Origin of the sequence: Streptomyces sp. UH6, assembly GCF_013421635.1 — a bacterium.
GTDB lineage: Bacteria > Actinomycetota > Actinomycetes > Streptomycetales > Streptomycetaceae > Streptomyces > Streptomyces abyssomicinicus.
Genome location: NZ_JACADT010000224.1, coordinates 1 through 7,266, shown reverse-complemented (window position 1 = coordinate 7,266; position 7,266 = coordinate 1). Strand labels below are relative to the sequence as shown.

The window sequence follows — 7,266 nt, the reverse complement described above, 5'->3', positions numbered from 1 at the left end:
CGAGTTCGCCCGGTGGGCCCGGCGGACGGCGGCCCGCCGGCTCGACGCCCTGCCGGAGGTGGCGGCCCTGTTGGAGCAGCTGCCGCCCGAGCTGACGGCTCAGGTGGTGCACGGCGACCTGGCCTCCCCCAACCTGCTGATGCGCGGGCGGGAGGTCGCGGCGGTGGTCGACTTCCGGCCACCCGGCCACCGGAGCGCCGCGTGGGAACTCGGCCGGATCGTCCTGGACCCCCGCACCGTCCTGGCCCGCCCCGACGCATGGATCACGGGCCTGGCCACCGCACTCTCCGCCTACCGGGCGGCCAACCCCGCCCTTCCCCTGGACGATCTGCTCGCCGTGCCCCGCGTCGCCGTGGGAAACCAGGCATGCTCGGTCTACCCGCTGTCCGAGCCGCTGGACCGCCCGGGCGCGGTCACACCGGCGCTCGAGGCGTACGGGCGGGCCCGCCACCGGTCCGTCGCGGTGCTGCGTGAGCGCCTCGACGAAGCCGAGGAGGTACTCCGCTCCCTCTTGACCCCCGGCGACGACGCCGGCCGGCGGCCGACCGGTCCCCCGCCACCGTCCGGCCTGGCGGCTCCCCCGTCCCACCGGCACTGACGGAGGCTCCCGATGCCCCGCCCGCACCGACCACCGTCTTCCGCCGCCGTCTCCGACGAGGCACTGTCCGGGGAGGAGAGCGCGTGCTACGCCCGCCACCGGCCTGGGCTGCCGGACGCGGCCGTCCGCCTGCCGGCCACCGCCCAGCACGGCGTCACGGCCCCCGTCCTGCTCGACCTGGGCACGGGCACCGGGCAGGTGCCCCTCGCGCTGCTGCCCGTACTGCGGCGCCTGACCCACATTCACCTGGTGGACGTGAGCAGGCGGATGCCGGAGCACGCCCTCAGGGCGCGCACGCCGGTCCGCGGCACGTGCACGGTCACCGGCTTCGTGGGAGCGGCGCACACCTACGCCCCGGCCGTCCCCGACCGCGCGCGCAGCCTGGTCACCTGCTGCCGGTCGTTCCACTGGATGGACCGCCCCGCGGTCCTGGCCATGGCGGCCCGGGTGGCCGCGTCCCACGCCGTCGTGGCGGTCATGGGGGACGGCAGTCTGTGGACCTGTGACGCCGAGTGGACGGCCGCCCTGCGCGACCTGATCCGGTCCCGTCTCGGCACCGCCCGGCGAGCGGGCACCCACGGCACGTACACCGAACCGGGCCGCTCCTTCCGGGACGAACTCGCGGCCTCCGCGTTCGGCGAGGTCACCCGGCACGCCTTCCCCGTCGTCCGGAACCGGACGCCCGAGGACGTCATCGGGTACCTGCGCACCACCAGCTTCGCCCGCCCCGCCCTCCTCGCCGACCGTCACCAGCAGTTCGAGGCCGACGCCCGGCGCCTGCTCCGCGCCCACGCGCACGATGGCGTGCTGCGCGAGGAGGCCGTCTCCGAGGTCCTGCTCGCCCGCCGTACCGCGGGTGCCGTGTGAGCGCCGGCGAGCGGCACACCGAGCCGCTGGACGTCCACCTGATCGCCCTCCGCGACGGCACGGCGGGGCCCGAGGTGCTGCTGTCGCGCCGGGCGGGCGACGTGTACGCGGCAGGCTGCTGGCACCTGCCGTCCGGGCACCTCGACGGTCCGCACGAGGACGTCGTCACCGCCCTCATCCGCGAGGCCCGCGAGGAAACCGGTGTGACCATCGACCCGGCCGACGTCCGCGCGGCCGTCACCGTGCACCACCGCGCCCCCGGAGGCAGGGCCCGCGTCGGCTTCTTCTTCGAGGTCCGGCGCTGGCAGGGCACCCCGCGCGTGCGGGAGCCGGAGGTCTGCGACAGCATGGGCTGGTTCCCCCTCGGCTCCCTGCCCGGGCCGATGGTCGCCTACTGCCGGGCCGGACTCGACGCCTACCGGACCGGCGCGCGGATGGCCGTCCACTTCCAGGAACCCGGCGACCCGATCGCCCACGCCGCAGACTGTGACCGGCTGCGCCTGGTCCCCGGCCCTGGCGGCATCCCGGGCGACGGCCTTCCCCCGGCTTCCGTACGGGACTTCACCGAGCGTGCGGTCGGCCGGATCGCCGCGTGGACGGACGCCTCCTGGCATCGGCGGAACAGCCGCGTATGGCAGGCGCGCGGCACCGAAGGCGGCACCTGGTACGTCAAGGTCCACCGGAACGACCGCTTCCACGAGCGTGAGGTGACCGCGCTGCGCGGCTGGGCCGTCGGCCTCGGCGACGCCGCGCCCCGGCTGGTCGCCGCCGATCCGGTGCTGCGCGCCGTGGTCCTCACGGCGGTGCGCGGCCGACCCCTGCACGGTGCGCACCATCCGCCCGAGCGGCAGCGGCGGATCTTCCGCCGCGTCGGGCAGCTCGCCGCCGCCATCCATCAGCACGCCCCGCCGCACCCCGGTGGCCTCGCGTTCTCCACCGGGAAGCTGGACCGGTACCTCGCCGGGGCGCGCGCCCACCTGGCGCCGGGCGACGAGGAGTTCGTGCGCGCCACCGTCGCACGGGCCGCTCACCTGCCTCCCGTCGACACGGTGTGCACGCACGGCGACTTCCAGCCGCGCAACCTGCTCTGGGACGAAGCCGCCGGCACCCTGCACGTGGTCGACTTCGAGCGCAGCGAACCCGGTCCGGCCGTACGGGACTTGGCCCGACTGTCCGACGCCTGGGCCGGTCGCCCCGACCTGCGTGAGGCCTTCCTCATCGGATACGGCCGGTCCCTGACCGAGCCGGAGCAGGAACGGCTGGTCGTCGACACGGTCCTCGACTCCGTGTCCGGGATCGCCTATGGCGTGGTCCACGGCGACCCGGAACTCGTCGAACGTGGCCGGCGAACCCTGGCCACCCTCCGCGCCGAGCCGGAGCGGCGCCACTCGCCACCAGGAGGAGCCACATGACGCCCGACCCCGGCCGGGTGCCGCCCGAGCGGTGCGCGGAGACGGTGCGCGGTACGTCGACAACACCCGAACGGGGACTTGAACGGAGGGACCTCATGAGCATCGTGCTGATGTCCGACCGGCGCGTGGCCGCCATCCCGGTCCGTGAGTGCGGCGACCCGTTGGCCGATGTCCGTGCCTCCGCCGTGCTCCAGGTCGACCGGCGCCGGGCGGATCCCGCGGGGGCGTACGCCCGTCTGCGGCAGGGCGTGCTCGACCGGCTGCTGCGCGCCCGGTCCCGACTGCCCGACGGGATGCGGCTGCTGGTCGTCGAGGGATACCGTCCGCCCTCCTTGCAGCGGCAGTACTTCGAGGCCTACGCCGACGCACTGCGCCGCCACCACCCCGGCTGGGCACCGGAACGGGTCCGGGAGGCCGCCTCCCGTTACGTCTCCCCTCCGGAGGTCGCCCCGCACAGCGCCGGTGCCGCCGTCGACCTCACCCTCGTCGACGAGCGGGGTGTCGAGGTGGACATGGGCACGCCGGTGAACGCCAACCCGGAGGAGAGCGACGACGCCTGCTACACCGCGGCGGCGAACATCTCCCCGGCCGCCCGCGCGATGCGCGACCTCCTCGGGACCGCCCTGACCGACGCCGGACTGATCAACTACCCGACCGAGTGGTGGCACTGGAGCTTCGGCGACCGCTACTGGGCCCTGCGGACCGGGCAGCCCGCCGCCCTCTACGGCCCCGTCGACCTGCCGTGAGCTACGCCCCCGCCGTTGCCCGCCGTTGCCCGTCGGAGGAGCGCTCCACGGAATGCACCCCGGGTCGCCTGGTCCGCGCACCCCTCCGACGGCCGCGGCTTCCGCCGCCGGTGACGGGACCCGTCCGGGAGAAATACCGCGACATCTCCATGTGGCAGGCCCGACAATCCGTCGATGACTGCCGGCGTGGGGGGGGACCCACGTCGGACAGCCGAGGTCTGCGGCGGATCTCCGGAGTACGCCGGACAGCTTGGTCACCCGGCGCTGCACACCAAATCGACTCCGCCGGTGACGCCCGGTGCGACAGGGTCAGCGTCCGGACGGGAGGGCCCGCGCGGGCTGTGCGGGCCCTGGCCGGGACAGGGCCGTGGATGTCAGGGCGCCTCCTCGGCCATCGCCTCCGGTGTGGACCGCAGGGCGGAGAGGAATTGCGCGGGGCTCTGATAGCGGTCCTCCACGGCGCGCCGGGTGCAGGTCCGAATGACCTCACGGAAGGCGTCCGAAACAGGGAGCACGCTGACGTCGACGTCGTTGTGCATGATCGCGTACATCCGGGAGAACTGGTTCGCGTTGTCCTCCGCGTGATCGTAGGGCGAACGATTGAGCAGGCACTCGTAGAGCAGGAGCCCGAGGGTGAAGAGGTCGGACCTCGCGTCCGTGACGTTGCCCAGGACCTGCTCGGGAGACATGTAGCCGGGCGTGCCGATCACCATGCCGGTTCGGGTGACCTGCGTGTTCTCCACGTCGGCCAGCCTTCGGGCCACTCCGAGGTCGACGATCACCGAGCCGCGCCGGGGGTGGAGGATGACGTTGCTCGGTTTCAGGTCCACGCGGGCCAGCCCGAGCGACGCCAAGTGGACGAGGGCCTGGCCGAGTTCGTCGGCGATCCGTACGGTGCGCCGGCCGGAGAGCGCCCCTTCGGAATGGAGGAACTCTCGCAGCGTCGGCCCTTCGACGAGCTCGATGATCAGGGCGAAGTCGGGCCCCTCCACCACGTCGAGGGTGCGGGCCACGTGGGGGTGCCGGACGCGCGCACCGATCGCCCCCTCCCGCAGGAACCGCGCCCGCATCTCCCCGTCCGCAGCCAGCCCGCCGTGCAGGATCTTGACCGCGACCTGTTCGTTCGTCCGTACGTCGAGCCCTCGGTAGACGGCTCCCATGCCGCCCTGCCCGATCAGTTCGTAGACCTCGTAGCGGCTGTTGAGCCGACTTCCGGGAGCCGCGCGCACGGGGCTCGCGCTCTCTTCCGGCGGAGCGGTTCCTTCCGGGCTCGCCAGTCCGGTGACGTTCGTGGTGACCATGGAGTGGATGGCCAGATCCGCTCGCTCGCTCTCGCTCTCGCGGGCGATCCCCCACAGCTGGTCCGCGTAGGAATCGGTCAGGCGGCAGTAGGTCACGTCTCCGGCCCCCACCTGCCCGAACACCGTCGCGTCCCGCCGGCCCTGGTTCCCCTCGCCGACCATGGTGATCACACCGGCGTCCACGAGGTGGCGCAGAAGGCGTTCGACGAGTCGGATGTCGGTGTGGAGCAGCGGATCCAGTTGCCCTTCGATCTCGGCGGCGGTGAACACGCGCCGTCGGCTGCGCAGGACCCAGTCGACGACGTGGTAACCACCGAGCCGTCTGCGGTCGTCGTCGATCGGCAGTGTCGCCTGGCCTCGTGACGGGTCGGGCGAGACGACCTCGGCGACGACCGCCTCCAAACCGCTGTACAGACGCACGCGCTGCAGCGTCGCCTCACTCAGGGCGAGCACCGGCCGTCCGTCCGGGCCCCACTCGACAAGGGCGTTGAACTCCTGCAACAGCCTCCGCAGGACGCCTCTGGACTTGAAGCGCAGGTAGGAGACGAGCGCGTCGAGAAGCGACGACGGCGATTCCACGTCGTCGCCCGCCGGTCCCTCCCTCACCGGTCCCTCCCCCGCCGATCCGGCACCGGGAGATCGCCGCGTGGAGGCCTCTTCGCGTCCCAGGCGCACGAGGTCGTGCACCAGACGTTCGGGCGCCTCCCACAGACACGGCACGTACAGTCGCCACGCGAAGACGCTCTCGTACAGGCCGTTGCCGCGGTCCACGTCGCGCAGGGCGCTGTCGTGCAGGTCAGCACCGCCGATCAGCAGGAAGTGCGCGCCCCGCGTGGTGAGTACGCTCTTCAACCGGCCGATCAGCTGCTGCAGCATTGCGAGTTCGTCGTCGGAGCCCTCCGTCCGTTTGTCGACCTCGTCCAGCACGATCACCGGGTGGATCCTGAGGTCCGTGATGCGTCGGCGCCGCAGCAGCCCGCGTCGTTCCTGCCGGACCCGGCCCGCGTCGAGGAGTTGGATGATGCGCACCAGGTCGTGCTCGACGTCCAGTTCCGAGTACGCCAGGAAGGAGGCTTCCATCGCCTGCGCACTGATCCGCTTCCCGGTCAGGCTCAGCGTCGGCGCCATCGAGCTGAACAGACTCTGCTGAGGGCTCATCCCCAGCGTTCCGCCGCGTTCGTTGGTGTCCGAGTGGGTCTGCTTGAAGGACAAGGACGTCCTCATGTACGCGAGCAGCAACGAGTTCTGCACGTCGGGCGCCAGCCGCTCGAAGAGTCCGCTGTCCTCCAGCGCCTCGAAGATGCGCCGGACGATGGCGAACAGCAGTTGATCCGCCTCCAGTTGCCGGGCGGCATTGAGGTAGACGGGGAGCAGGACGACATCCCGCGACTGCTCGCCCGCCGCCTTCTCCAGCGCCCTGAGGACGAGCGTCGACTTGCCGACGCCTCGGAAGCCCGTCACGAGGAAGGCGCCGCCGTGCGAATACCGCAGCCGGGTCAGCAGCCCGGCCAGCAGTTCGTCGTGCCCCAGGCCGGGGATGGCCGGGTCATTCGCCGGGAGCGGTTCGTGGATGTACCGGAACGCCTGGTGCAGCGGCAGTCTCAAGGTCGGATCTTCCTTGCTCAACGGAAACCGAGGGCCGAAGGACGTTACACCGTAGGGCTGGTCGTGTCGTCGCCGCAGCTCGACCGCCCGCCCCTGTCCTTCGGCACGGCCTGTCGGCATGTGCGCGGGTTCGGTTGTCGCCCTGCCCCCCTCGCGATGAACGCGTGGGGCCGGGATGGCGCCACGTGGCGCCACTCGGCGCCACATGGCGCCACGTAGCAGCCATGTGACGCCAGAGCGGCACACCACGACGCCACCTTATATACGCAGGTCAGAGAGGTGCGGGTGGGCACGGACCAGAAAAGAACTGATTCCCGCTTGCGCGTGGCGCCACGATGGTGCCACTATGGCGTCATGGACCTCACCCCGTATGTCGACACACTCCGCCGCGAACTCGCGGTGGCCGCCGAAGCCGGCGGCGAGGAAGCCCGTGAACTGGCCGAGAGGCTCACCGCTCCACTGGAGTCGGCGACCCGCCTGGTCATGCTCAACGTGCTCTCCGCCGCGATGAGCGAGATCACCCGCGAACTCGCCCCGGGGTCGGTCGACGTACGGCTGCGGGGGCTGGACCCCGACTTCGTGGTGACGCCGCCGCCCACCGACGCCGGCGCGCCGGCGGAGCCGGCCGGGCACGGCGAGCCCCTCAAGGCTCCGGCCCCTGTCGAGGGCGACGAGGGAGGCACCGCCCGCGTCAACCTGCGCCTGCCGGCACACCTCAAGGCGCGCGCCGAGGAGGC

At 72.5% G+C, this 7,266-nt stretch carries 6 protein-coding genes; 5 read left to right on the top strand and 1 reads right to left on the bottom strand.

The window, feature by feature from the left end; genetic code table 11:
• From HW445_RS13540 to HW445_RS13525, 4 genes are all read left to right on the top strand, one after another.
• Window positions 1-598, top strand: a 598-nt coding sequence (locus tag HW445_RS13540) for a phosphotransferase (protein WP_180221276.1), incomplete at its 5' end; no start/stop codon positions are given.
• 12 nt (window positions 599-610) lie between these two features.
• Window positions 611-1,465, top strand: a complete 855-nt coding sequence (locus HW445_RS13535; protein ID WP_180221275.1) for a class I SAM-dependent methyltransferase — start codon at window positions 611-613, stop codon at window positions 1,463-1,465.
• On the top strand, window positions 1,462-2,877 hold the full coding sequence (locus HW445_RS13530; RefSeq protein WP_180221274.1) for a phosphotransferase: 1,416 nt from the start codon (window positions 1,462-1,464) through the stop codon (window positions 2,875-2,877). Before HW445_RS13535 ends, HW445_RS13530 begins: the two co-directional genes overlap by 4 nt.
• Window positions 2,878-2,972: 95 nt before the next feature.
• On the top strand, window positions 2,973-3,623 hold the full coding sequence (locus HW445_RS13525) for a M15 family metallopeptidase (protein WP_180221273.1): 651 nt from the start codon (window positions 2,973-2,975) through the stop codon (window positions 3,621-3,623).
• A gap of 374 nt (window positions 3,624-3,997) precedes the next feature.
• Here HW445_RS13525 and HW445_RS13520 read toward each other — a convergent pair whose 3' ends face one another.
• Entirely contained in the window at window positions 3,998-6,529 is a 2,532-nt protein-coding gene (locus tag HW445_RS13520; RefSeq protein WP_180221272.1) for a serine/threonine-protein kinase, read from the bottom strand.
• A gap of 354 nt (window positions 6,530-6,883) precedes the next feature.
• On the opposite strand from HW445_RS13520, the gene HW445_RS13515 reads away from it, so the two are divergent.
• The coding region (locus HW445_RS13515) for a hypothetical protein (RefSeq protein WP_180221271.1) at window positions 6,884-7,266 on the top strand (383 nt) is incomplete at its 3' end.

What these genes read in the sequence shown, in the direction of transcription:
- HW445_RS13535 (WP_180221275.1), top strand. Translation starts at nt 611, where the DNA reads ATGCCCCGCCCGCACCGACCACCGTCTTCCGCCGCCGTCTCCGACGAG.
- HW445_RS13525 (WP_180221273.1), top strand. Translation starts at nt 2,973, where the DNA reads ATGAGCATCGTGCTGATGTCCGACCGGCGCGTGGCCGCCATCCCGGTC.